This window comes from Pseudomonas syringae KCTC 12500, from assembly GCF_000507185.2.
Classification (GTDB): domain Bacteria; phylum Pseudomonadota; class Gammaproteobacteria; order Pseudomonadales; family Pseudomonadaceae; genus Aquipseudomonas; species Aquipseudomonas syringae.
In genome coordinates this window covers 2,427,294-2,450,239 of record NZ_AYTM02000002.1, presented here as the reverse complement: position 1 = coordinate 2,450,239, position 22,946 = coordinate 2,427,294, and the positions used below count along the sequence as shown (strand labels likewise).

At 54.1% G+C, this 22,946-nt stretch carries 22 protein-coding genes, 1 tRNA gene and 2 pseudogenes; 10 read left to right on the top strand and 15 right to left on the bottom strand.

Translation table 11 applies throughout. The annotated features are described in order from the left end of the window. Positions 1 to 3: 3 nt before the first annotated feature. The 6 genes from rbsK to V476_RS11205 all read right to left on the bottom strand — a co-directional run bounded on the left by rbsK (position 4) and on the right by V476_RS11205 (position 5,714). Positions 4 to 930, bottom strand: coding sequence for a ribokinase (gene rbsK / locus V476_RS11230; protein WP_024958935.1), 927 nt, complete (start codon positions 928 to 930; stop codon positions 4 to 6). A 442-nt stretch (positions 931 to 1,372) separates the two neighbouring features. Then, positions 1,373 to 2,143 carry an SDR family NAD(P)-dependent oxidoreductase gene (locus tag V476_RS11225; protein WP_003425715.1) on the bottom strand — a complete coding sequence of 257 codons (771 nt, stop codon included), beginning with the start codon at positions 2,141 to 2,143 and terminating at the stop codon, positions 1,373 to 1,375. 58 nt (positions 2,144 to 2,201) lie between these two features. Beyond that, the gene (locus V476_RS11220; RefSeq protein ID WP_024958936.1) at positions 2,202 to 2,966 is read right to left on the bottom strand and encodes a hypothetical protein; all 765 of its coding nucleotides are present in this window, start codon (positions 2,964 to 2,966) and stop codon (positions 2,202 to 2,204) included. A gap of 142 nt (positions 2,967 to 3,108) precedes the next feature. Then, entirely contained in the window at positions 3,109 to 3,444 is a 336-nt protein-coding gene (locus tag V476_RS11215) for a hypothetical protein (RefSeq protein WP_016566852.1), read from the bottom strand. 198 nt (positions 3,445 to 3,642) lie between these two features. After that, positions 3,643 to 4,797 (bottom strand): epoxide hydrolase family protein, encoded by a 1,155-nt coding sequence (locus V476_RS11210; protein ID WP_024958937.1) that lies wholly within the window; start codon positions 4,795 to 4,797, stop codon positions 3,643 to 3,645. After that, the gene (locus V476_RS11205) at positions 4,794 to 5,714 is read right to left on the bottom strand and encodes an NmrA family NAD(P)-binding protein (RefSeq protein ID WP_024958938.1); all 921 of its coding nucleotides are present in this window, start codon (positions 5,712 to 5,714) and stop codon (positions 4,794 to 4,796) included. Before V476_RS11205 ends, V476_RS11210 begins: the two co-directional genes overlap by 4 nt. 113 nt (positions 5,715 to 5,827) lie before the next feature. On the opposite strand from V476_RS11205, the gene V476_RS11200 reads away from it, so the two are divergent. After that, complete coding sequence (locus V476_RS11200) at positions 5,828 to 6,454, top strand: TetR/AcrR family transcriptional regulator (RefSeq protein WP_024958939.1); 627 nt, start codon at positions 5,828 to 5,830, stop codon at positions 6,452 to 6,454. A 301-nt stretch (positions 6,455 to 6,755) separates the two neighbouring features. Here V476_RS11200 and V476_RS11195 read toward each other — a convergent pair whose 3' ends face one another. The 3 genes from V476_RS11195 to V476_RS29320 all read right to left on the bottom strand — a co-directional run bounded on the left by V476_RS11195 (position 6,756) and on the right by V476_RS29320 (position 9,380). Continuing rightward, a complete protein-coding gene (locus V476_RS11195; protein WP_003318713.1) occupies positions 6,756 to 7,181 on the bottom strand; it encodes a DUF1493 family protein in 426 nt (141 codons plus the stop codon). 414 nt (positions 7,182 to 7,595) lie between these two features. Beyond that, positions 7,596 to 8,954 carry an MFS transporter gene (locus V476_RS11190; RefSeq protein WP_024649504.1) on the bottom strand — a complete coding sequence of 453 codons (1,359 nt, stop codon included), beginning with the start codon at positions 8,952 to 8,954 and terminating at the stop codon, positions 7,596 to 7,598. 210 nt (positions 8,955 to 9,164) lie between these two features. After that, positions 9,165 to 9,380, bottom strand: coding sequence for a hypothetical protein (locus tag V476_RS29320; RefSeq protein WP_162531838.1), 216 nt, complete (start codon positions 9,378 to 9,380; stop codon positions 9,165 to 9,167). A 394-nt stretch (positions 9,381 to 9,774) separates the two neighbouring features. Here V476_RS29320 and V476_RS28155 point away from each other — a divergent pair. From V476_RS28155 to V476_RS11160, 7 genes and pseudogenes are all read left to right on the top strand, one after another. Continuing rightward, a pseudogene (locus V476_RS28155) lies at positions 9,775 to 9,864 on the top strand (TetR family transcriptional regulator); the annotation flags it as partial. A 79-nt stretch (positions 9,865 to 9,943) separates the two neighbouring features. After that, entirely contained in the window at positions 9,944 to 10,321 is a 378-nt protein-coding gene (locus V476_RS11180; protein WP_020304879.1) for a hypothetical protein, read from the top strand. A gap of 956 nt (positions 10,322 to 11,277) precedes the next feature. Next, positions 11,278 to 11,538, top strand: coding sequence for a hypothetical protein (locus V476_RS11175; protein WP_024649507.1), 261 nt, complete (start codon positions 11,278 to 11,280; stop codon positions 11,536 to 11,538). Between the two features lie 357 nt (positions 11,539 to 11,895). Continuing rightward, entirely contained in the window at positions 11,896 to 12,771 is an 876-nt protein-coding gene (locus tag V476_RS11170; RefSeq protein ID WP_050428262.1) for a Panacea domain-containing protein, read from the top strand. Then, complete coding sequence (locus V476_RS28150; protein WP_146050755.1) at positions 12,768 to 13,196, top strand: hypothetical protein; 429 nt, start codon at positions 12,768 to 12,770, stop codon at positions 13,194 to 13,196. Before V476_RS11170 ends, V476_RS28150 begins: the two co-directional genes overlap by 4 nt. A gap of 426 nt (positions 13,197 to 13,622) precedes the next feature. Further along, on the top strand, positions 13,623 to 14,471 hold the full coding sequence (locus V476_RS11165) for a DUF2726 domain-containing protein (RefSeq protein ID WP_024958941.1): 849 nt from the start codon (positions 13,623 to 13,625) through the stop codon (positions 14,469 to 14,471). 211 nt (positions 14,472 to 14,682) lie between these two features. Next, a complete protein-coding gene (locus tag V476_RS11160; protein ID WP_024958942.1) occupies positions 14,683 to 16,005 on the top strand; it encodes a DUF6602 domain-containing protein in 1,323 nt (440 codons plus the stop codon). A 231-nt stretch (positions 16,006 to 16,236) separates the two neighbouring features. Here V476_RS11160 and V476_RS11155 read toward each other — a convergent pair whose 3' ends face one another. The 6 genes and pseudogenes from V476_RS11155 to V476_RS11125 form a co-directional block, all read right to left on the bottom strand. Next, complete coding sequence (locus V476_RS11155; protein WP_024958943.1) at positions 16,237 to 17,895, bottom strand: ATP-dependent nuclease; 1,659 nt, start codon at positions 17,893 to 17,895, stop codon at positions 16,237 to 16,239. Between the two features lie 229 nt (positions 17,896 to 18,124). Next, the gene (locus tag V476_RS11150; RefSeq protein ID WP_024958944.1) at positions 18,125 to 18,490 is read right to left on the bottom strand and encodes a histone-like nucleoid-structuring protein, MvaT/MvaU family; all 366 of its coding nucleotides are present in this window, start codon (positions 18,488 to 18,490) and stop codon (positions 18,125 to 18,127) included. Between the two features lie 64 nt (positions 18,491 to 18,554). Continuing rightward, positions 18,555 to 18,749, bottom strand: coding sequence for a hypothetical protein (locus tag V476_RS11145; RefSeq protein ID WP_231500906.1), 195 nt, complete (start codon positions 18,747 to 18,749; stop codon positions 18,555 to 18,557). Between the two features lie 10 nt (positions 18,750 to 18,759). After that, entirely contained in the window at positions 18,760 to 19,650 is an 891-nt protein-coding gene (locus V476_RS11140; protein ID WP_024958946.1) for a coiled-coil domain-containing protein, read from the bottom strand. 93 nt (positions 19,651 to 19,743) lie between these two features. Next, positions 19,744 to 20,616 (bottom strand): annotated as a pseudogene (locus V476_RS11135) (DUF927 domain-containing protein); the annotation flags it as partial. A gap of 85 nt (positions 20,617 to 20,701) precedes the next feature. After that, positions 20,702 to 20,778 (bottom strand) — tRNA-Arg (locus tag V476_RS11125). A 147-nt stretch (positions 20,779 to 20,925) separates the two neighbouring features. Between V476_RS11125 and V476_RS11120 the strand changes: the two genes are divergently transcribed. After that, positions 20,926 to 22,194 carry an FAD-dependent monooxygenase gene (locus tag V476_RS11120; protein ID WP_024958948.1) on the top strand — a complete coding sequence of 423 codons (1,269 nt, stop codon included), beginning with the start codon at positions 20,926 to 20,928 and terminating at the stop codon, positions 22,192 to 22,194. 45 nt (positions 22,195 to 22,239) lie between these two features. Further along, the gene (locus tag V476_RS11115) at positions 22,240 to 22,875 is read left to right on the top strand and encodes a LysE family translocator (RefSeq protein ID WP_004408840.1); all 636 of its coding nucleotides are present in this window, start codon (positions 22,240 to 22,242) and stop codon (positions 22,873 to 22,875) included. Positions 22,876 to 22,946 lie beyond the last annotated feature (71 nt).

Genomic DNA, 22,946 nt, shown 5'->3' with positions numbered 1-22,946 from the left:
GTGTCAGTTGGCCGATGCATCGAGGAAGCGCGCAAACGTCGGCGCATCGGGGTAAGAAGATTGCGTGCCGAGGCCGGTGACCGAGCAGGCCGAGTAGGCCACCGCCTGGTGCATGGCCTGGCGAATATTGCCGTCCTGACTCCAGTGCCGGGCGAAGCAGCCAATGAAGGCGTCACCGGCACCGGTGGTGTCACGCGCCTGAACCTTGACCCCTGGCATCTGCCACTCGCCTTCGGCGCCGACGTACAGCGCCCCTTGTTCGCCCAGGGTGACGATGACGTGGCGTACGCCCAGCGCAACCAATTGGCGTGCAGCCTGAGCCGCTTCCTCGGCGCACGTCACCGGCTGGCCGCTGATCAGAGCCAGCTCGCTCTCATTGGGGATCAGGAAATCCAGCTGCGCCAGGTGCTCGCGGCTCAGGCCGGCCAAGGCCGGCGCCGGATTGAGCAGCACCGGGATGGCATGCCGATGAGCGAAGGCGATGGCGTGGTAAACGGTCGCCAGCTCGACTTCCAGTTGCAGCACGATCAATGCGCAATCGCGCAGCTGCGCCTCGGCGCGGTCGATATCGGCCGGGCTCAGGTGGGCATTGGCGCCTTTGACGATGAGGATGCTGTTATGGGAGTTCTCCTGGACGAAGATCGGCGCGACGCCGCTCGACACGCCCGGCACCCGTTCAACGAAGCGCGTATCAATGCCCAGTCGCTGAAAGTTGGCCAGGGTGGTATCGGCAAAAGCATCGTCGCCGACCTTGCTGAGCATCAGCACGTCGGCACCCAGCAGCGCAGCGGCGGCGGCCTGATTGGCACCCTTGCCACCGCACCCCATGGCAAAACGCGGTGCTTCGAGCGTTTCGCCCTGGGCAGGCATGCGTTCGATGTAAGTGATCAGGTCGACCATGTTGCTGCCGATGACTGCAATCTTGCTCATTGTTATTTTGACCTCACCAGCGCCGATGGAAGCCTCGACGGCTTTATTTATGTTATTTAAATAACATTTTCTGTGAGGATTCAATCTTTATTTTTTGATGTGAGCGCGCGCTATCAAAACGCCTGCAAGGCGTTTCGGTGGCGGTTCCGGATCAGAGGCAGGGAAATCGAGCGACTGCCTTCGCCGCCTTATTGCGGTTTGAATCCGGCAATGTCTTTCTCTGGATGCTCAACGTTCTGTCTATTCCAGCCACAATCCGCTCGTCTTTTTGTATGCATGATTTCGAGGACAAACAGAGTACAAAGGGCATAGCAGTGACGCTGCTTTACCTTGGTTTTCGTGTTTCACGGGGTTGTGACCAAAATGCATGCTTTGGGCGATAACAGCCCGTCAGACGGGCCTGACCAGGCTTACAGCCCTCTCACTTTCGCAAATGAATAAGTCACCAGACAATCGGCTTATCGTCCCAGTCCCAAAAGGTCCCGCTGTCGGCCGGTCCATGCGCGCCCACCACCTCAATGATGCGATCCGCCGAGAAAGCCGGTTCGAACAGTTGGCCTTCGGGCACGTTCGCCTGGAATGGCTGAGACAGCTCCGTGTCAGTCGTGCCAGGGTGTATTGCCAGGACAGTAGAGGCCGGATTCAGGCGTTTCAATTCGATACTGGCCGTGTGCAGCAACTGGTTGAGCGCTGCTTTGCTGGCTCTGTAGCTGTACCAGCCCCCCAGGCGGTTATCGCCAATAGAGCCAACCCTCGCGGAGAGCGCCGCGAAGGTAGAAGGTTGTTTGCGCAATAGCGGGAGCAGGTGTTTGAGCAGCAGGATCGGTGCAAAGGTGTTGGTCGCGAAACTCGCCTGCAGGCTCGCAAGTGTCAGTTGTGCCAGACCCTTTTCTGCTTTCGCACCGTCCTGATGAAGGATGCCAAGCGTACTGATGACAAGGTGCAGATGATCGCATCCATCCAGCGTCTCGCTCACGAGTGCCTCGAGGGATTGTTCATTGCGCGCGTCGCAGTCGACGCGTTTGATGCGTTGGCCATATTGCTCTGCAAGCGTTGCCAGCTCTGTGGAAGTGCTGGCTTGTCGCGCGACCGCCCATACCTGAGCCACATCATCGCGAGCAAGCAACGCCGCGCACAGTGCCAAGCCGATACCTCGGCTGGCTCCGCATATCAGCACGTTAGCCTCGCTGTTCAGTTCGGGTATCAAACTCATAAGGCACCTTGAGGAGCATGGTTGAAGTGTTTTTGACTTCTATGAGGCAACTATAGCCCTACCGCCTCGCCAACAACCGCGCCAACCCAGCCGTCACCACGACAGCCAGTAAAACGGCAGCCGCGATAGACAGAAGCGCGCCCCATTGCAATATGGAGTACCTGAGGGTCAGGTAGAAACTCACCACCCCGACCGCGCCAATGGCATTGCCGCGGATTATCGCCGCCAGTTCATAACGCCCGCCTTGCACGTGGACGAACACTGCAAGCGGCCAGGCGATCACCGGGATCGGCGCGAGCAGCCCACTGACCACAGGCCCGAGCCAGGTTGCGCTTGCGGTAATCGCCAGCAGCAGAAGGGTGGCGGTCAGCATTCGCATCGGAATGACCCAGCGCGGCAGTGCCACGTATGACGCTACGCCCGGCGGTGCCTGTTTCGAGGTGGCAACGATGATCAACGCAACCATCAGCAGCGTGAACATGATCGACAGCGCCAGTAAGCCCAACAGGTTCATCAAAAAGGCCGTTGCGCCATACACCGCCAGGGCCAGGATGCATCCCGTCAACGCTGAAACGCGTCGAGTGACCAGGAAATAAAACAGATAAGTCGCCTGAATCGCCGCCAGTCCGGCCAGTGCGCCGGGCACCGCCATCGAGGCGAATTGGGTGCCTTGCTCGAGGCTGAGAAACAACATGACCAGCGCCGAGGTCATCGGCAGGCCGGAAAGCAGCCCTGCCACGCCGGTGCCCCAGCGCCTGGCCGCCAATGAGATGGCCAGCATGAGCGCGGGGGTGATGAGTAACTTGAGGTAGAAGGCCGTCATGCAGAAAACTTCACATCCGAAGGTGGGCTGAATGCTAAACCTTTTGACGGTGGGTAACGATGTATGTCAGCGCTTACTCCATCGCTCGATAGCCAGAAACAGAAAAGCCCGGCGAACCGGGCTTTCTGAAAACGGGCAGTGCTTATTTAGCGGTCTTCAGCTTGATCACATCACCAGAAACGGTGGTGGTGTAGCCGTTCAGGACCCAGGCCCAGAACCACTTCTCCTGCACTTGGGTATTGATCAGCGCATCACCACCCTTGGCCTGAATGGCGCTGTTCTGCGCACGAACAAAACGGTCGTTCTGACGAATCGGGATCAGGCCGAACAGCATCAGGCCGGTGGCGCTTGCTTCACTGTGACCTACGACGGTGTATTGGCTGCTGTCGTATTGCGGGGTTTTCATAGGGGTGCCGGTGCAACCTGCCAGAACCAGACCACATACTGCTGCGGCGACAACTTTACTAACTGACTTCACGATAAAACTCCATGGAAAACGCCCGGATCCAAATCTCGGGCGGCGGTACTTTACTCGTCGGGTTCATGCTTGAGGTAATTTTTTGAAATTGCCTCACAGCGCGCTCACGACCGAGCATCCGCCAACTCCGAGAGTGGCTGTTTTCCAGTTGTAGCGGGGCGCTCCACCTCCGAGATATTCAGCACGCCTGCAAAAGTATTAACGCAGCAGGCGGAAGGTTTCACGCACATGCTCGGTGAGCGTTTTCGGGTTTTCCATGGCCGCGAAGTGGCCGCCGTGCTCGGCTTCCGCGAAGAACCGCAGATCGTCGAAACGCGCCTGCGCCCAGCGCCGTGACAGGCGCAGCAGCTCGCCCGGAAACATGCTCACGCCCGCAGGTATAGGCATCGCAGGGGCAGGGCCTTGCTGTTGCATTTCGCGCATCCCTTCCCAATAGAAACGGATCGAGCTGGGGCCGGCATTGGGCAGCCAGTACAGCATGATGTCGTCGATCAGCGCATCGAGCTCGATGACCCGCTCAGGCTCGCCGCCGCTGTCGGAGGCATCCTGAAACAGCGCATACACCCACGCCGCCAGGCCAACGGGCGAATCCGACAGGGCGAAGCCTACTGACTGCGGCCGGGTGCTGTGCACTTTCATGTAACCGGAAAGCTCTCGGTCGTAGCGCTGCGCATCGGCCAACATGCGCTGTTCTTCAGGCGTGGCCTGGGCGATTTCCGCCTCGGTGGCTTGGTACATCACCATGTTCAGGTGAATGCCGATCAGGCCAGGCGGGCGCATGTGCCCAAGGGCGGTGGTCACGGCCGCGCCCCAATCCCCACCCTGAGCGGCCCAGCGCTGGCCATAGCCCAAACGCTCCATCAACTGCGCCCAGGCCGCCGCCGTTTTGCCCACGCCCCGGCCTGTAGAACGCGGCTTATCACTGAAACCAAAACCCGGTAGCGCCGGGATCACCAAATGGAACGCATCACTGGCCTGCCCACCATGGGCGACAGGGTCGGTGAGTGGCCCGATCATCTTCCTGAACTCAAGAATCGAGCCCGGCCAACCGTGGGTCATCAGCAAGGGCAAGGCGTCAGGGTGAGGCGAACGGATGTGCAGAAAGTGAATACCAAGGCCGTCGATCTCGACCCGGCTGCTATTCCACTGGTTGAGCTGGGCTTCGGTGGCCCGCCAGTCATAGCCACTGCGCCAGCGCTCGACCAGCGCGCGCAGTCGCTCGAGCCGTGGTCCCTGACTGTTGTCGGACACGGTCTCCGGATCAGGCCAGCGGGTTTGCGCCAGGCGCTGAGCCAGATCGTCGAGTTGCACCTGGGGGATTTGAATAGGAAAGGGCTCGATAAGGTAGGTCATTGTTTGCTCCCTTGCACATGGGTACGGGCCAGCGTGTCACGCACGGACGCCCATTCACGTTGGCCATAGCGGTCGTTATCCAGATTGAGCAGCTTGCCGCGCCCGCTCATCATGTCGCGCAGGTATTGCATGCCCTGCCAGGCCGGGAACGGCTTGTCACTGGCAGGCGTGAGCGCACGCACCACGCCGACGAGGGTGGACAGCGTGCCGATATTGCCGGGGCGCAGGGTGCGGTAGCGCTGCCCGGTCAGCTCGGTGAGGAGGCTGGCGATCTGCGCAGGCGACAGACTGTTACCGGCAATGCGCAGAAAACGCGGCGTGTGGGGATCCAGCGCGGCATCGGCGGTGAAGGCGGCTACGTCGTCTTTGGCGGTGAAGTCCAGCAACTGTTGTGCATCACCAAAATGCAGCACCCGCCGTCCGGGCAGCACGATCGGTGCATCGCCTTCGAGCAGCTCCAGAAAGCCGCCGTTGAGGATCGAGGTCACGTTGATGTCGGCCGCATCAAGCTGGGTGAGAAAGCGTCGGCGAAGGTCCAGGTTGCGGTTATCGCCAGGCCGGGTACGGGTGTAGTCGAGCGAATAATCCGAGGGAATGAACCTGGGCACGCCAGCGGCTACCGCAGCCTCCAACAGCCTGCCCTGCTGCCCGATGATCACCTCTTCGAGGCCGTTGAGCGTAGACACCACACAACCCGAGCCGGCAATGGCACGGCGCAGGCCCTGAGCGTCATCCAGTGAAACAGGCGTGATCGTCGTGGTGCTGTTGCGCAGGCCATTCAGCCTGGCTGGTTCAGTGCCCGGTCGAACCAGCGCTATGACATTGGCACCGCGCTCTGCCAAGGCCCGAACGACGCGGTGGCCCAAATCTCCCGTAGCGCCAGCAACCACAATGGGTAAAGCAGTCGCGTGATTCACAAAGCGCTTCCTTGGTCGTTATGAATAGGTAGAAACGGCGTTTACCTGCTTCCATTTAACTGAACGTTACCGTTTAGTTGACGAACAAACAAGCGGGCTGTAAGTTGCCGGCCATGATAGCGATCAAGACCAAATCCAAAGGCGGCAGGCCCAGGCAAGACCAGGCGGGCGAGGCCGAGCGTCGATTGCTGGATGCCGCGCTGCAGCGCTTTCTGGCCTGTGGTTTCGAAGGCACCTCATGCGAAGACATCGCCCGCGCCGCAGGTGCCAGCAAAGCCACCCTCTATGCCCGTTACGCCAACAAGGAAGCGCTGTTCGAAGCCGTGGTGCGACACCACGTAGCCACCTTGCTGGTGCCCGCCGAAACAATCCCCGCGCTCCCACTCGAAGGCCGCCTGCGGCACGTGGGCCACGGCATCCTCGAACACGCGCTGCAAGCCGATACCCTGGCCATGATGCGCCTGGTGATCGCCACCTCTAACCGCACCCCGCTGCTGGCGGCTGAGGTCAACCGCATCGGATGGGAAGGCGGTTTCATCAGAGTACGTTCGGCGATCTTGGCGGGCCCGGACCAGCCCACTGACCCTGACGCACTGGCCCGCCAATTCATTGATCTGGTGTTCGCTCCCCATCAGCTTAGAGCGCTGTTGGGGGAGGATCGGGGGGTGTTGATTCAGGGTATTCCGGAGCGGGTGGAGTGGGGGGTGAAGATGGTTGGGGTTGCTGGGTTGTTGCGGTGAGGGGGTTGGGGTTTAACCGCTTGTGAGGCAATGGGCCTGAACGGTGAAACCTTGTTGGGACATACAAGTCCCAGGCCCAAGCTGTCATCGCGGGCTACTTTTTTAGTTCATCAGATGGCTTCGCGACACTAGGCTCTGTCTCCCTGATTACCCTGGGGGCCCGTTTAATCACACAAGGTGGGCTGGTTTAGACTGCACTCACTTCACACCATTGCGCGAATCTTATCGAGCAGCCGAAGCTCGCACCCACTACATTGATTTTTGCAACTAAAAATGCTCGATAATTAGCGGGTAAGAAGCTCTATTTTTTTCTGATCCTATAACCTTCCAAAGGAATCTCAGACGTGCAGTTATAAAGCGGAGCAGGGCTAAAGTCTACGCTTTCTAATTCCTGTGTGTTCCAGACTTTTGCTTTAGCAGCCAAATAAAGCATGCCCAACGTTATAGGAATCTTGCCGCGCCTGTCCTTGCTTCGCCTGAAGGAAAAAAAATCATATCCCTCAGGTACAAAATACCTGTAGGGATCATAGTTATCTATATTTATGGAAAAACGCTCAAAGAACTCGGGCATCAGCTCATTGGCATCATCCCCTTCGATGCCCAGCTCACGATTAATATCAGTGGCCAGGCTGAGAGTTTCAAATGCATCCTTGCTGAATTCAAACACTTCTTGAATACACTTGACGATGTCGTTCAGCAGTTCATAGTCCACGCTATCTTTATTCATTCAGAACACCTGATCCTCAGCGCATACGATGGCATTGTATGCGACAACGGTTTTATAGCCGATGAGTCCTAGATCTCGACTCCAATGCGTTCAGGTAGCAGCGCCTGGAGTTCCTCGACAAGATGCTTTCACGCTGACGGCATTCTGCGGAGTCGGGTGCGGTGTTTCCCTTGCAAATGGGTGCGCGTGTCACTGAAATAGATCGCGTCCGTTGCATGTTCAGCCCCGTTTTTCCAGCGCATTAAAAACAAAAAAACCGCACAAGGCGGGCTTCGGGCATTTCAGTCCACTGTCCAAAACACATCTAGATTTCAACAGAGTGCCCTGGCGTGAATCACACAAATAAAACCAAGCCGCCGCAGAGTGCGTGTGCAGTCTGCGGCGGCTCTTTCCTGCAAAGCCTGGGGCTCTAAATCAGCTTTGGCTTTGCTTCGGGTCCTCAGCGTGAGCCCAACGATAATCCAGACGCGGCGCGAACACTTTGATCCGACGCTTGATCTTGATCAGAATCGGGTCATGCACCGGCTCCGGATCTTTCAGGAATACGGTCAGCACAGCACTCAGTGCGTACAACCCGGAGAACGCCCAGACCACGCCTTCAATGCCGTAACTTTCATTGAAGATCGCAACAACAGCCGGGCCAACCCACGTCGACGCGCCTGCACCCAGACTCAACACCGACAAGGCAGCCGCTTTGTTGTTCGGTGCCAAAGCAGGTGCAAGCGCCGACAGCGGCACGAAGCACGCCAGGGTCAGGCCGTAGAAGGCGCCGAAGATCGAGGCGATCAGGAAGTCGTTCGGAAACGCCTGTGGCATGAAGAAGAACAGCGGCGTGCTGATCGTGCTGCCCACTGCGCCAAACCACAGGATCGTGTTGCGATAACCGATCTTGGTGCTGATGACGCTGGAGCCCAGATTGCCGATGATGTTGAACACAAACACGATGGTCAGCAGGCGCAGCCATTCTTCCAGGGTGAAGCCAACGGTTTGCATGAAGAACCCTGGCATGACCACCAGAAAGCCAAACATCGACGAGGTGTTGATGACGCGGACGATACCGGCCAATGACACTTTGGGACGGGTCCACATGATGGTGATGTTCTTGGCCATCGACACCAGCGGACGCTCGCCTTCCGGTGCCAGTCGGCGCATGCCATGAGCTTCGCGCATCCCGACCAGACCAATCACACCACCGATGACCACAAGCGCGAAGGACAGCCAGAAGGTCAGCAATGCGCCAATCAGCGGAATAGCGATGCTCGCCACCAGAGAGCCCAGCATTGGCAGGCCCGCGGCGTAAGCCACCCAGAACCAGCCTACGGCCATGCCCATCTTGCGGGACGGCGTGGAAGCCGCGATCCAGACCAGGAAACCGTAGGCGAAGAGCGGATAACCGAAACCGCGCAAACCATAGGTCAGCAGAATCATGGAATAGCTCAATTCCTGCAGCCCGTAGACCAGGAAGAGCACTTCGAACACGCTCCAGATAATCAATCCCAGGAACATCACCCGTTTCGGGCCCCAGATATTGGAGAGCGCGCCGGCGAGCCACGATGAAATACCGACCGTGACGCCATAGATGGTGAAGATCATGGCGACTTCATCGCCGGGCATGCCGCGTTCACTGAGGAAGGGCGAGAGGTATCCGAGTTCTACGCCATCGCCGATCATGAAGATCAACAGGCCGACAAAACCCCAGAACATGGGATAGGGAATACCAACTTTGTCGCAGAATCTAACGAGTGGAGTGTTCGGAGTGGATTGATCGCTCAATTTTCCGGTCCTTTTTGTTGCACGACGTTTGGGCGCGCCGTAGGAATGGCCTCGATGAGGTTGAAAGACAGATTGGATAGCACAGGCATCCGCTTCGGGCAGCGAGCAAAACTGGCTTGATTATTTGACGCGCGGGGTCAGACATTGGAGCAGCTATCGTCGACCCATTAATCTATGTTTTTCTAGATTTTCGAGCCCGAAGCCGACCTTTTATGCCAGATGAAACGATTCATCACAACCGCAAGCCATTTTTTTGGGTGCGACAATATGTCCGGTTGTATTGTCTGAGAGGTTCGGATTTATAGGGATGAGGTGTTTCGAATTGTGTATGAAAATAAATACATCTTTTTCCTGGGGCTGTGAGAAAAGCGGTGAGCGGTGTGCCAGTGCTGCTGCATCTTCGAAACCTTTCAGGGCGTCAAACATACCGAGGCTTTTGCTGACATCGGTTGGGGGGGGCGAGCATGCGTACCTCGATGCCCGCTTTCAGTTCCTTGTTCGCTTGGGCCATTTGCTGGACCAACATCTTCTCGCCGATGACGTGCGGAACGCACATGACGACCTCATCCGGCACCAAAAGTCAGAAACAACAAAGCGCGCATAAGGCGGGCTTCGGGTATTTCATAGACTGTCCATAACTCAAGACATATCCAGAGTGCAAAACCAGGCGTCGTTTGAACTGGGCAGTAAGAGCCCCGTATTTATTGGGTTTTTTGGTGGTGCTTCGGTTAGGCATACACGTGGGCATACACGGCGCTACCTTCTGCCGCCAGTGAGGCGAGAGCAAGGGTGATGAATCCTGCATTCCATCCAGGGTATCCAGTGCTACCTGCGGCGATACCTGGAGGACATCTACGGCAAGATATTCCGTCGCTATATGTTGCTGGTAAACGAAGCGGCCCCGCACCTTTGGAAGGTCACGCCTCTGTAACGGAGGGGCAGGTAGTGTCATGATTCGACTGAAATAAACTCCGCAGCCGGGTAAATTTATGACCGATACTCCGCATCATCAGCTTCTTCCTGGGCTGCCGGGTGATGGCCCTCTTCCTCTCCAGTTCAGTGCAACCGGCCAAGGGCAGCATAGTGAGGGGATCGTTATCAGGTTCTTGCCGGAAGGGATGCCTTCTTGGGTGGGAAACTTCCAACCCGGGTTTTGCCGCTTCAACTGCGTGTTGGAAGTGGAATCAACTTTTCATGTGATCGTAGTTGCCGGTGGTCAGGGTTACATCGTAGACGTTCGTAACGGACTGCTCGTAAAGCACTTCGGTGGCGATATTGAGAATTTGATCAGCATCCCAGAGCTGGGTAGCACCCTCGTTTCAAATGGGCTGTGGCTTAGGCTTTTCAAAGGAGAGGCTGAGGTCTGATGCACTGAGCGTTTGTCTTTAGATGGAATTAGGTATATCCAAGTTTCGCTCGCGGATGGGTTCATTACGGGGGAGGGATGGTACTTGGAGGACTCTTGGTACCCGTTCAAAGTTTGTATTTCCTCCGGAGAGGCTACAGGAGGAGCTTTCGAGTCACTTGAAGTCAGCTAGTCAACCTCGCCATTCCCAGAGGATTAACGCCGGGGACCCTGGCGGCATTCGAGGGACACGGGGCATGAAACCTGCGACATCGTGGTAGCGACAGGCTTCCCAGCTTACTGAAATTTCAACGTTGAAATTGAAAGATCTTGAAGAAAAAAGGTCATCGTTACCGTGCTGGTAAAGATGCCCTTCTGTGTTGCTGATAACGCACGCATGGCGCTTGTCAACCGGGTCAACTCCGTCAACCTGTCAACCAACTTTAAAAATCCAGCCGCTAACACGAACGCGCGGGTTCTTCGTCCCGTATCCTTCCGAAACACCCAGGGTCCCCGCCAACCTACCGGACGATGGGAAAAGCCAGGGGTGAACCGTCGTTCACCAGGTTCACCTGTTCACTAAGCTGACGAAACGTTAGCTACTCAAGATGCGCGGGTTCCCTGCCCCGTATGCAGCGGAAGTCCTCAGGGTCCCCCGGCTTATGCCGGATTCCATTCGCTGATGGGGCTCACTTCATAGGGGGACGGGGGCCAGACCCTTCAAATGCGGTGTAACTGGTGTTTCAGGTGTAGCGATCATTATTAACTATATGAAAAATAAGGATAAAATATCTGTAACACTTCATCGGGAGTTTCTGTGTATGTGATGTAACAATACGGAACTGTGTAACGTTGCCGTTGCCTCTGTGCCCTACGGGCAACCGTGTACGATGGCTGCTAGCGGCCAAAAGCAGCCCTTTCGCAAATATCCAAGCGCGTTTACAAACCAGATACCGGCACAATTTTAGGCGAGACGTCATGACACTTTCCAAAGGCGACATCATAAAGCTGATCGATGTTGACCAAGCAAAGGTAGTGCTCTCTGATTGGTTGAACTCCCGGGAGGCGGCTCCTGGAGATATCGCGGAAGTGGAAGAGATTTCAATGGGTGAAGCAGGATGTATCGCTCGCTTGCTGTGCGAGTCACATGCAGGATCGCTCGAATGGAGAGCATCATATTTTGAGGCTGGATTGACCTATGAGGTGCTTCGTAGCTATCCCAATGATGTCCCCTCTTGAATGTCTGTTCGGGGCCGACTTCCACCTGTCGCCACAGTCAGCTTAGGGTCGAATGCAGCCAGTCGGTGCTTATTAGTGGGCGTCAAAACACATATTCGCCCTCATGCCACACCTCCATAGGTTGAGCAGGCGCGCGCATGACCACACCACCGGCCTTATCCGTGGCATGCCAGCCCCCCACCCTCTGGCGTCCAGCAGGCGCAGAAAAGCCCGCCAAGGCGGGCTTTTCTGTGGGGAGGCATTTAACGAATGTCCCGTTATGGGAACAGAGGAAGTGTAGAGCTCGAGATTTTCAATTGAGTCGAAATACTGTACTTGACAGGTAGCCAAGGCTTACACAGGATGCTATGACCAACCATGGACCGAAATGCGCGCCAACAGGATAATATGCCCACCATTTTTGAAATCGCCGACCACATCCTGGCTAATACCCCTTCCCCTTACGGTTTGACGAACCGTGAACTGCAAAAATTACTCTACCTCGCTCAGGGCTTTTACCTAGCGCAGTCGGGAGAGGCCTTATTTCAAGAAGATTTTCAAGCGTGGAAGTATGGACCAGTCAACTACAGTATATTCCATAAATACAAACACTTTGGCTATCACGACATTGATAGGCCCAACAAGGAAACGCTCAAGCCCATCAGCGAAAAAATGACGGCCTTTATATTAGGCTTGACGATTTCATTTTGCACCGTGGGTCCCAGAAAGCTTATTGAGTACTCTCACGCAGACACGCCATGGTCTGAAAAATATATACCGAACCAAAACATTTGTTTGCCTAAGGAAAATTTAAAGACATACTTTGAAAACTTCACTTCGTTTGAAGAATATAAGGCTGTAGCCGAAGGGAAGCTACAGTTCCATAGCCTTATCGATTCTCGCCTAGAGTATCTGAAAAAATTGCCACTAATTGGGAATGCATGGATCTCGGGAGAGGCTGCAGCTCCGACAGAGCGGACTAGCGAAGTCGCAGTAGGATTTTTAGCAGGTCTGGAAAGAAGGCTGTTCAGCAATCACGCTAAGCCCATCTATCCGAAATTAATCATGGGTCCTATTCCTAGTGGAGGCATCAGCCTTGAATTTAAATCTTATAAATCAACATATATAAACTTGCACAACTCAGAAGTTGTTGATATTGAATTCGAGAATGACGGCAACTTCGAGGAAGTTGAAGTAGCCTTGGGAGTATTTGAAGAAAACTTTGCAGAAGTTTATGGGAAGATTCTGGCATGAGTAATATATTAGACGGCGAGGTCTTATACCGATACGCGGACCCAAAGGTTTTTCCAATTGGACAAACTGAACTGCCTATCTCAATTTTCAACGATATTAACATGTCCTGCGACTGGCAGAAAATTCAGCCTAATCCAGAATTATCGCCGCATGTCACCAACGGTCGAAACATGATTGTATCGATATCCATATGTGATGGTATTCGAAATCCAACAAACCCCAAGAGAACGGCACAGATAGTTCCTGATTGGAAGCAAGATATTTTACATGACCCTCTTCCCGCTCAGCCAGGGAATGCATTCACTCCGAACCCTTCACATGCATTGATCCGGGGAAAGAAGAAGGGAGCGGTGACCACCGTGATTCGCGACAATTCGACCTTTGAGATCGTCAACCTTGCAGCCTCAATTTCATCAGCAGTGTGAGAAATTCTCGGGGGCCTCAATTGATGGCATAGTTGGTGGCATAGTTGGTGGCAGTAGCGGTTGCGCCACGTAATAAAGGCTTCAAGCATACCGCAGATCGTGGCACCTATGAACACACCACGTAACAAGGTTGCTCTCGAGTTTGATTTCTGATATCGAACGGATCTCTATCACTTAGTAGTACCCGAAAAGGTGGTCCTTTCCTAGGGCCTATTGGGTTGGTGCGAAGGACAGCAAACGGCCAAAAGCTGCCATTCGCAAAAGGGGGCTTTCGGCCAGAAGCGGCTGTCTGAACGAGGAAAGTCAGTGCTAAACCCATTCGTCGCGCAAGAGACTTGCCACAACTCTACTCGATGGGGCGTTTGTAACCGGCCCACTACGGGCCTATCTTAGGCACACGATTAGGATTGAGTCTGGAGCGCGCACATGGATGATAGAGAACAACTGTACAAATTGCTGGCCCAAAAAGACTGGGAAGCGATAGGTAAAATCCTCTACAAGAACAAGAAGGCGAGGACGCAGGACCCTTTTTTATCTCAGGTTACTACGTTCTTTGAGGCTGAGTTTTTCACCTTTGCAGAGCCTTTACCACCTGCTGCGCGCGCAAAACAATTTGAGTTCACTAACTTGATTATCGAACTAGGTCAGCACGGCTTCAGCCAGACCTTTGTGGATCGTTTTGTGGATGAGCGTTTGAAGCTAATGCAGGAAACTAAGCACTCTGCGCTACTCAACTATGCTCAGACGCATCAACACCGTCCCTTAGCCAAGCAGATCATTCAGTCTTTTTTGCAGACAAAGCCAGAAACGGTTGCCGCCAGCCTGCGTGAGAACCTGACAATCCGCTCAACAGAAGTGGTGGCCGGCAAGTCCAAAACTATTCGTCTATTTAAGTCTAAGCAGGAAGAAAACTTCTATGAGGCAGTGCGTCGGGTTTTTCCTACCTATCATCCATATCCTAATGTTGCATTAAGCTGTGTATTGGATTATCAGTCCATAAAAAGTCAACTGTCCGAAAAGGCTAGGGCATACTTTTTCCAAGCTATTATCGATAGCGTGGTGTTTGATGTTGGCAGTGGATATGAACCGAAATACTTCATAGAGCTTGATAGTATTTTCCATGATGGGGCTCAGGCCCAGGCCAATGATCAACTAAAAGACTACATCTTCCGCGCAGCAAACACTAAGCTCATTCGTATTCGGCCCCTGAATGCCAAGGCCTCCTCAGTGGAGGAGTTTGAAAAGCTAGTGCGAGAAGTGATGCGTTCGCTATAAAAAAATAATAATATGCAATTCCTTGCACAGATAAACTGCGAGAGCGGAGGTGATCTGATACTACCAAGCGGAGGGGGAATTCTTTGGTACCCTGCTTGGCCGCTCAATGCCGGTCATATCGGGCTTTAATTGGTCACGAGCGATATGTGTGAACGACGATGATAAAACTGTTTCACGGCCTATAGAATAAAGGGTTGCCAATGGAGGTTATATGATTCGCAAAGCATCGGAGCTTCTTGAAGAATTCATTGAAGTCGAGAAAAGAAAGCTCGATGGATTTGATATGCCTCACATGCCAACTCTCGGTACTGCCTATGAAGAGATCACGAAGCAAGGTTTATATCAAGATTTCGCCATTCCCAAGCACTTAGATTTGCGTGTTGTATCAGGTTTTATCTCAATTGGAGGTGAAATGCTGGCTGAGCAAATCGATTGTATGTTGGTTCATGGTGAGGGGGAAAGATATGGACTTACGCAGCAGCAAAAATATGACATAAATAGTGTTCTTTGTATCTTTGAAGTCAAGAAAAATCTGCGGAAGGCTGATTACGTTGACGCTATGCAGCATTTGGCCAAAATCAGAAGAAAATTTGCCGATAACTTCGAGGATCGATTGATTAACGAAGGATACAAGCCAGATATTACCAATGCGCGTCGACGTTTCTCTCAATTGACTGGCAAAGTGGGGCCTGATGAATATCTTGATATGCACCACTTATCAAAAGCCGATGGCATATTGTTTTATGCACTTGTTCAAGAGTCATTGTCGCCTATTTCGATAATTCATGGTTACGAAGGATATAAAACCGAGAACGGTCTTCGAACTGCATTTTCAGATATTCTTGAAGAAGCTTGGAAAAGCGGAGGCGGCTGGGGTATACCAAGCATCCCCACACTTGTCACATCGAATAATTTTTGTCTCGTAAAAGGTTGCGGCAATCCTTTTTTAGTCATACAGAATAAAAATGAATGGGTCTCGGTATTTTCTACCAGACACAACTCGGCAAAATTGATTTTAGAATTGATCTGGTCAAAAATTGGCGAGTACTTTAACGCCAAAATGCCTTGGGATGATGGACTGCATATGGATAGTGTTCAGCCTCTATTAATTGCAGAGGCAAAGGAAATCGGTGACGCAGCAGGTTGGGCTTATAGAACAGAAGAATTCAAGGAGAAACATATGGTGCGAGGCGATAATAATTTTTGGTCGCCTTCGAAGATAGGTAAGGCTGAAATATCTGCAATAAATATAATGGCGATGCAAGGAGGATATCTTCCCTTGGATGACGGCATGAGTGAATATCTAAACCGAAATCATGGAGTGACCATTGAACAAGTGGCTGAGGCTTTAGTAATTACTCGACAGTTTATGCGTGATGATGGATACATCAGGCCAATACATCCACAAACGTACGTGATCACCAATGACGATGAGACAGGGTACGTCGGATCGGAGATTGAGCGTTTTGATTTGTGGTGTGCCGAAAACGAAATTGAGCCTCACTATATGTCAATTAACTTTATGGGCGAATAAGCAAGCGCCTGCTACTGGTCGGTAAAAGTCACGCACGGCAGCTTTCGGCCAAAAGCTGCCTGTCGACATCAGAGTAGATAGCGCTTAGTGCTGAGCATTGATAGAAACGCTGCCATACCTCGCTACTCCAGATAGAAGTATCTTGATCTCGGCAGCTTCCATTTCGGCGGGAGACGACATCGTTTAAACCCTCGTTATCAGTTTGGGAAACTATTCATTGACCATGCTCCGTCAGCTATTCCATGTACGTATTTTTTTTACAAGTGCAGTGACTTGCTCTTCCAGCTCCGGGCGAAACGACAGGTTGTCTTTGGTCAGGTGCGCTGCATAGGCAAAGGCCTTGCTATGCTTGTTGGTGTATTCTTTCGCGCTCGATATTTTGTTTTTTTGAAGATAGTCAAGGATCGCTTCATATTCACCAATTTGTGCAAGCTTGGTTTTACCATGGGCGGACTCGAAGGCCTCCTTAGGTATATAGTTTTCAATTTCCTTGCATCGAGTAACCCACACCATTGCGCTCGTTTCGGCCACCTCTTTAATAAGCTGGGCAACACGAGGCTTTAAAGACCCGCTTGAATTTCTACGATCACTATCACAAACAAAAGCAAAGTTTCGGTTGATTTTAAATGCAGTAATCGCTTCTCTAGTGTCATTACCTGGCAAGCGTGCATCTATGTTCGCAAGTACGCTGCCTCCATAAAATACAAACTGATAGTGCCGCCCTTCGCTAAGCTCATCGTTACTCCATAAATCAATCCATTTTTTTAGAAATACACGATCAGAGGGACCCTCCACCCAAATTAATCCATTTGCTTGTAATAGATCGCTTGCTCGCACCCCGAGATCATCCAAGACTCCGTGACCTACGGCGTCTCCGGTATAAGTGTTACCTGTAATTCCGTCTTCGCCCCGCATAATATGTAGAATCTGCGAATGCTCAGAATGTCCAAAAATGTCGATAGCCACATTGGAATGTGTTGTAATAAAAATATGGCACTTGTTTGTAAGTGCGAACGATTCCAAATAAGCGAATAAATTTCTCTGTAGTGCGGGATGTAAGTTATTTTCAAGTTCTTCTAGCGAGAATATATAACTATTGACTGGCTTTTGTTCAAAATCTGGACGTACCAATAGATTGAGTAAAGTAAGTATTACCGTTTTTAGGCCGCTTCCTGATGCTGATAAAGCGATAGGTCCTTTGCTCGCCTCACCTAAAAATATCTCCCACTGATTTGACTCCGAATGGAAGCGAGTAGCTATTTCATTGAATTCAATATCGGGAGAGAAGATTTGATTAAGAGCTGCGAGCAAAGTTGTCTGAATTACAGATCTATCAAACCCCACGTGCTGTAGGTATTTGTGAATTATCCGTGTTGCACCTATACCCCCACTGGATAGTAACATGCTCTCGTCTATGCTTTCAGGGGTTACATCTCTGTCTGCGTCGAGCTTTACATGTATAAAGGAGCGTAGCGCAGAGGTCGGATGTATCCGGGAAATATATTCTTTTTCAATTTGCGAAGCACTTGCGTCGGTTCCAATGAATTCAATTAAATTTTCGTATATTTCTTTCCATGTGAAGGAAGCACCAATAAATTTTACTCCATGATCATCCCAGTGGTTGCCACCCAGTTCACCTCTGCTAGTGTTTGGTGGAAAAACCTGCATTAGTGACTTGTCATCTAACGACTGAGTAATTTCTATTGATGAAGCAATGTTGGTGTGATTGATGCGATCGCTGCACAAGAAATCCAAGGAGTGCAGCAATGCAGATTTTCCAATGTTGTTTCGGCCAACGATAACGTTGATTGGTTTTATGTTTGCGAGCCTAGCGCCGGTTGGGCCGAAACTTTTATAATTTTTTAGATGAAAGCCTGTGTCTATGGTCATGGTGCCCTCCTGGCAGTATTGCATTTTTACCCGAAAGCACAGTGATGGCATAGCGGGACTGGTGATGAACGTCCGCTTTTGGCCGAAAGCGGCCTTCCAGTTTTGCTATAAAAATTAACGACTGTGCAGGTCGTTTGTAACTGCGACTTGAGGCTTTCTGGTGAGTTGGTGGGCTTTAGGCCCGCAGTAAAAAGGGCCCTACTGGGCCCTTTTTCAGGTGAAGCTAGTTTTACGTCTTCAGCCAACCTTCGACAACGTCTGCGCCGTGTTCTGCTTTCCACGCTTTCAAAGCCTTATGATTCCCGCCTTTGGTCTCGATCACCTCACCTGTATTCGGGTTTTTGTAAACTTTCAGGTCGCGTGGTTTGCGTGTGCCTGTCGGTTTTTCGGAGCCCGAGCGGCGTACCGGAGTCGGTGGGTCCAGCAGTTTGATGATGTGCTGCAGGCTGAAGCCGTACTGTTCAAGCAGCTTGCGCAGCTTCGTTTCAAACTCGATTTCTTTCTTGAACCCCTCATCGCCCTTCATGGTTTCCAGCGCCTGGAGCTGCTCGGCGAGGTGTTTTTCCAACTGGCGGTACTCTGCAAGTTTGGACATTATTTTTCCCTTTTTTTGATTGCGTGTAGTTATTCAGGTTGAATGCGTCGTTCGCAAGTTCAGCCTATTTCCGGCGTGTCAGCTGGCTTTCAATGTGCGCCAGTTCCGATTTGATTGCCTTGATGGTCAGCGCCTGGATCTGAATAGTTCTGGCCGGGGCCGCGTTGATTGTTTTCAACAGGGTCTCCAAATGAGCTTTCCGGGCTTTGATCGTGTCAGACCAACTCGCGGCGTTCTGAGGTCGCTTGGTCATTGTCATTACTCTGTCGTTAGGCCAGGTGGCTCGTCTGTTCAGCCTGTTGACGTGCTGGGGTGTCGTCGAGTTGAAGCAGGTCCTGCGCGCCGTAGTTGCGCGCTCGGTCGGATAATTCATGCCACGTCCAGTTCCCGACGGTTTCGCCTTCCTGCGGAACCGCCAGTTTCAACAGGCTCACCTGATCAAGTCCGAGCAGGTTGTAATTCGCCCAGAGCCTTCCCCCCACTTCAAACAATGCCCTAGAGGCCTCGTTCCATTTCTCTTCAAGCACCGTCTGAGAGAGCCACAGGGCGTCGCGTTCGATGCCCTTGTGCTTTTCCTGTGCTTCGACGATGTATTGATCTACGGTCGCCAGCTCCTGCTTGAGCGCGGATATGATCAGGCCTTGCCGACGATCATGTTCGGCAGCGGTTGCCAGGTTTTTTGCTGCTTTTTGCGCATCGGCGTTGGCGGTCTTTTCGGCTTCGGTGTCGCCCCATGCGACAGCCTGTGCGTACGCAGTAGCAGCGTCCGTTTCCGCCTGCCGGGCTTTGGCCATGTCCTCTACCGCCTGTTGTTGGATCTGTTCCAGACGGATGCTGAGGCTCTGACATTTTTCATTCAGCTCCTGCTCATCGGCTTTCCAGGTGTTCATGGCATCGATGTAACCCGCCATCAGGGACTGGCTGTTGATGAGGGTCTCGCGGCGATTGATCTTCCGATCCAACAGGTCAGCTTCATGCTTGCGCGCATCGAAACGCGTTTTCAGCTCGTTGTACTTATCGCGCAGTTCGCGTTCCTGGGCAGGCCCAATGGACTGCTCATTTTCCAGCGCGGCTTCAAACGGCAGCAGCTGGGTATGCAGCTGATCAGCCTCTTTCAGCAGTTGATCGCGGCGGTCTTTCAGTTCTTGGATCTCGTTCATGGGTCTGGTCTCTGTTCAATTCGATTGGGAGTTGGTTGTGTGGCTGGCGAGGCCGGGAATCAGCCGGCGCTACCTCGATAAGTAGGCACGCACTCAGGCGGCCCGAGCCTCGCTTTCAACCAATCCCGGAATCGTCTTCACGATGTAGCAGCGTTGCGTGCCCAGGCCGGGCAGGCGGACCAAGCTCGATGCCTTTCCGTCGTTCCCCGGCTCGATGACCCCGTGCTGCAGCAGCTCCTTGTTCACCGCGTTGATGTTCATGCCCCGGAAGATCTCCGAGCGCCATGACTCGGGCAGCACGTAGTAGGTGTTGGTGGTGTGCAGGGAGTCGCCTAGACCGTGTTCCATCGTCTTGCGAAAGCCCAGCCGGTCGATGGTGCGCGGACCGTGTTCGTCGATCTTTGCCGCTGCCGATTCCCAGCGGGTAAATCGGCTCTCGCCGAAGCGCTCAATGACCTGGCGCAGTCGCGACACGATTGCGTCACCCTCGAAGTTACCGACGCCGCCACGCTCGTTCATCCATGCGTTGAGGCACACCCGAGCAGCGGTGGTGGCGGTGCCATCGGGCCAGCCTGTTATCCCCATCGCGGTGGCCAGCTCACCCGCTGCGGCGGCGAGGCCAAAGCAAGCGGCAGCGCGGTGAGCTTGTCCGCTGGCCGACGCGGGTAATGATTGGGCGATAAATCCAGCGTGCGGCGCAGAATGGCGGACCAAGCATGGCGTTTGTCGGGCTCACGCAGCGCTGTGAGAAAGGCGGTGAGCGGTGTGCCAGTGCTGCAGCATCTTGGGAACCGTTCAGGGCGTCGAACATACCGAAGCCTTTGCTGGCATCGGTTGGGGTAGGGCGAGCATGCATACCTCGATGCCCGCTTTCAATTCCTTGTTCGCTTGGGCCATTTGCTGGGCCAACATCTTCTCGCCGATGACGTGCGGAACGCACATAACGACCTCATCCAGCACTAAAAGCCAGAAACAACAAAGCCCGCACAAGGCGGGCTTTCGGAGTTCTTCGTAGACTGTCCACTATCCAAGGCACATCTAGATTTCAATATGGTGCACCAGGCGGGATTCGAACCCACGACCCCTGCCTTCGGAGGGCAGTACTCTATCCAGCTGAGCTACTGGTGCGACGCGGGCGCCATGATACTCACATGGGTACGGGGCGTCCAGTTGCGGGCGGTGTGCGACACAAATCACCCGGCGACAGCCTTCCATCACCCCACACCCACTGCCACCCATAAAGGAACAGACCTACGCTACCGGCACAACCGCCAGCTGGTGCATGATGCTCCCCATACCACTCCGTCAGTTCGTTCTCACCGAGGGCCTCTTATCAATCAGTTCAAAAGCATCGAGCGCAGCCCGTGCCGCGTTCTTATTACCGGGGCCAGTATCGCGGGTTGTGCCGCGGCCTGGTGGCTGACGCGGCGCGATTGCGATGTCACGGTTGTCGAGCAGGCGCCTGCCTTTCGCGATGGCGGGCAGAATGTGGATGTGCGGGGCGCGGCTCGGGAGGTCTTGCGTCTGATGGGGCTTGAGCAGGCGGTGAAGGGTCTCAACACCGGCGAGACGGGGCTTGCGTGGGTGGATGAGGATAACCGCACGGCGGCGCGCATCGATCTGGCCGGTCTGGACGGAGACGGCCCGACGGCTGAGCTTGAGGTGTTGCGCGGTGATCTTGCGCGTCTGCTGTATGAGGCGTCGTCTGCTGATGCGTTCTATCGCTTTGGTGACCGCATCGTCTCGGTCGAGCACGATGCGGAGGGCGTGTCGGTTACGTTCGAGGGCGGTGGCGAGGAGCGTTTTGATCTGTTGATCATTGCCGAAGGCGTCGGCTCGCGCACGCGGGAGCTGGTGTTCCCCGGCGAGAATCAGCCGCGCCGGATGGACCTGGCCAGCGCGTTCTTTACCGTGCCTCGTGCGCCGACCGATAGCCAGACCGCGCGTTGGTATAACGCGGTGGGCGGTCGCAGTGCGGGTGTTCGTCCGGACAATCGCGGTACGACGCGTGCGTTCTTTAATGTGCAGGGCCGAAGCCACCTGACGGTCGGTAACAGTGTTGCCGAGCAGAAGGCGTTTCTTCGCGCGTCCTTTGCAGGCGCGGGCTGGGAGGTGCCTCGCCTGCTGGAAGGGATGGAGGCTGCGGAGGATTTCTGGTTCGATGACTTGCGTCAGGTGAAGATCGATCGCTGGTCGAATGGCCCGGTGGTGCTGCTGGGCGATGCGGCGTGGTGTGTCACGCCGCTGGGTGGGGTCGGCGCTTCGTTATCGCTTATTGGCGCGTATGTACTGGCGGGCGAACTCACCAAGACCGATACGATTGCCGAGGCGCTTGCCTCGTACGAATATGTCCTGCGCCCTGTGGTGAAAAAGTCGCAGAGCGTGCCGAAACTTGTCCCGCGTCTAGTCCATCCTCGCACTCAGACCGGGGTGAAGATCCTGCGCGCCGTGCAGCGGCTGGTGGCAACGCCTTTTATCAGCAAGCGTGCTGCCAGGGCGCTGACCCCGGCGGTGCAGTCGTTCACGCTTCCGGATTATCGATAGCGCTACAGGCGTGGGTTAATGTCTGCGCCACAGGGAGAATGAAAAATGGAATCGCTACAACAGTGGCTCAGCTTCGCGATGATCGCCTTGTTCGTTACGCTCACGCCGGGCCCGGCGGTGATCATGGCGCTGTCGAATTCAATCACCCACGGCCCGGCGCGGGCGATGGTCGGTTCGCTCGGCAACGCCTTGGGGTTGATCGTGGTTGCCACGGCGGTAACGGCCGGGCTGGGCGCGGTCCTGGTAGCGTCCGCCAGTGCCTTTCTGGTGCTGAAAATCGCAGGCGCGGGGTATCTGGTTTATCTGGGGATCAAGCAGTGGCGTAGCGCGCGCAGTGCATTCGATGCACTGGCCAACGTGCCCAAAGCGGTGTCCACAGGCAGCCTGTTTATTAAAGGCATCTCGGTGGCGCTGACCAACCCCAAGGCGATTCTGTTTTTCATCGCGTTTCTGCCGCAGTTCATTCAGCCAGGCACCTTTCAGGTGGAGCAGACGGGCGTGTTGATCGTGACCTTCGCCGGCTGCTCTGTGGTTGCTCACGTCTTTTATGTGCTGCTGGCACAGACGCTCAAGCGCCACCTCAATTCGGCGCGCAGGCGCCAGAACGTCAATCGGGTGTTTGGCGCGTCGTTCATTGGTCTGGGGCTAAGCCTGTTTACCTTGAAGGGCAGGGCCGCCTGACTCCACCGCAGTGGGAAGATGCCTCTGCACCTGCGCTCGACGCTGCTCGGAAAACCACACACCTCCCTGCG